We start from the raw sequence: 1,352 nt of genomic DNA, 5'->3' as shown, positions 1-1,352 counted from the left end.
CGCGGGGCCGGAACCCTCCGCGCCGGTTCCTGTGCCGTCGTCCGGCACGGCAGCGGCTTGCTGCGTCTGCTGCTGCGCCACTGGATCTCCTCTTTGCAGGCGCGGATGCCCGACGACGAGCAGCCCCCGAAATCCGGCTAGACTTGACTGCTAGAACGAACCCCGGAATTGCCGCGTGCGCGTTGACCGCTGGAATTTTCCTTCCTGCAGGATATCAAGCCGGCGCGCGGCCTTTCATTCAGCCGGCCAAGGAGGAACCGTGCCCGAGTCCAAGCCCCGCAAGAGGGCCGCCCGCCCCACCGAAGCGGCCACCACGCAGCAGTACAAACCGAACCCCATCTGGTACAAGCCAGTCATGTTCGGTCTCATGATCATCGGCCTGCTGTGGATCATCACGTTCTACATCACCAGCGGCCAGCTTCCCGTACCTGCATGGGCGTCCTGGAACATCGTGGCGGGCTTCGGCATCGCGATCGTCGGCTTCCTCATGACCACGCGCTGGCGCTCCTGAGCGGCGACCTCACATTTCGGCCGCCTGCAGCGTCTACCAGACATGACCACCAGGCACACAACCATTGATTCCCTGCTGGGCCGGCTCACGCTGACTGCCCAGGACGATCTGCTGACCGGCATTTTCTTTGAGGGTCATTGGCATAAGCCGCCATCGGAGTTCTTCGGTGAGGCCGTCCCGGCTGAGGATCCCTTGTTCCAGCAAACCGCTCTTGAACTGGGCGAGTACCTGGCTGGCGAGCGGACCGTGTTCGATGTCCCGTTCAAGGCTTCAGGGAATCCTTTCCAGGAGCGGGTCTGGGCAAGACTCGAAGAAATTCCGTACGGGGAAACCGTCAGCTACGGGGAATTGGCCACTGAACTGGGCGATCGCAACCTTTCCCAGGCCGTCGGCTCGGCAGTCGGCCGCAATCCGCTGAGCATCATCATCCCGTGCCATCGGGTTGTGGGGCGCGACGGGAAGCTCACCGGTTACGCCGGCGGCCTCGACAACAAACGGTTCCTCCTGGAACTCGAAGAGCCAGCAGCGGCAAAGGAAAGCAAGCTCTTCTAATGGAGCCCAAGAAGCCGTTCGAGCTGGTGGTCCGCGAGCACGGACCCACGGTCCTGCGCGTGTGCCGCGCGGTCCTCGGCGACCATGACGCGGAGGACGGTTGGTCCGAGACTTTCCTCTCCGCCTTGAAGGCCTACCCCGAACTGCCGGCGGGTGCCAACGTCCAGGCCTGGCTCGTCACCATCGCCCACCGCAAGTCCATCGACATCGTCCGCTCCAGGAACCGCCGGCCGGTTCCCGTGGACGAACTGCCTGTGCGACCGTCCGGACTCGGCATCCCCGGCGACGG

General features: G+C 64.1%; 3 protein-coding genes. All 3 read left to right on the top strand.

Annotated elements, in window-relative coordinates; genetic code table 11:
* Nucleotides 1–259 precede the first annotated feature (259 nt).
* Entirely contained in the window at nucleotides 260–511 is a 252-nt protein-coding gene (locus tag AHiyo1_RS13280; RefSeq protein ID WP_059388883.1) for a cell division protein CrgA, read from the top strand.
* Between the two features lie 42 nt (nucleotides 512–553).
* A complete protein-coding gene (locus AHiyo1_RS13275) occupies nucleotides 554–1,063 on the top strand; it encodes a methylated-DNA--[protein]-cysteine S-methyltransferase (protein WP_059388882.1) in 510 nt (169 codons plus the stop codon).
* Nucleotides 1,063–1,352 (top strand): RNA polymerase sigma factor (locus AHiyo1_RS13270; RefSeq protein ID WP_148667577.1); only part of this gene is annotated, 290 nt, incomplete at its 3' end. The genes AHiyo1_RS13275 and AHiyo1_RS13270, both read left to right, overlap by 1 nt.

It is taken from the genome of Arthrobacter sp. Hiyo1 (genome assembly GCF_001263615.2).
GTDB lineage: Bacteria > Actinomycetota > Actinomycetes > Actinomycetales > Micrococcaceae > Arthrobacter.
This window is presented reverse-complemented; position numbering and strand designations above follow the sequence as displayed.

Coding starts and splice junctions, on each gene's coding strand:
- AHiyo1_RS13275 (WP_059388882.1), top strand. CDS start 554: ATGACCACCAGGCACACAACCATTGATTCCCTGCTGGGCCGGCTCACG.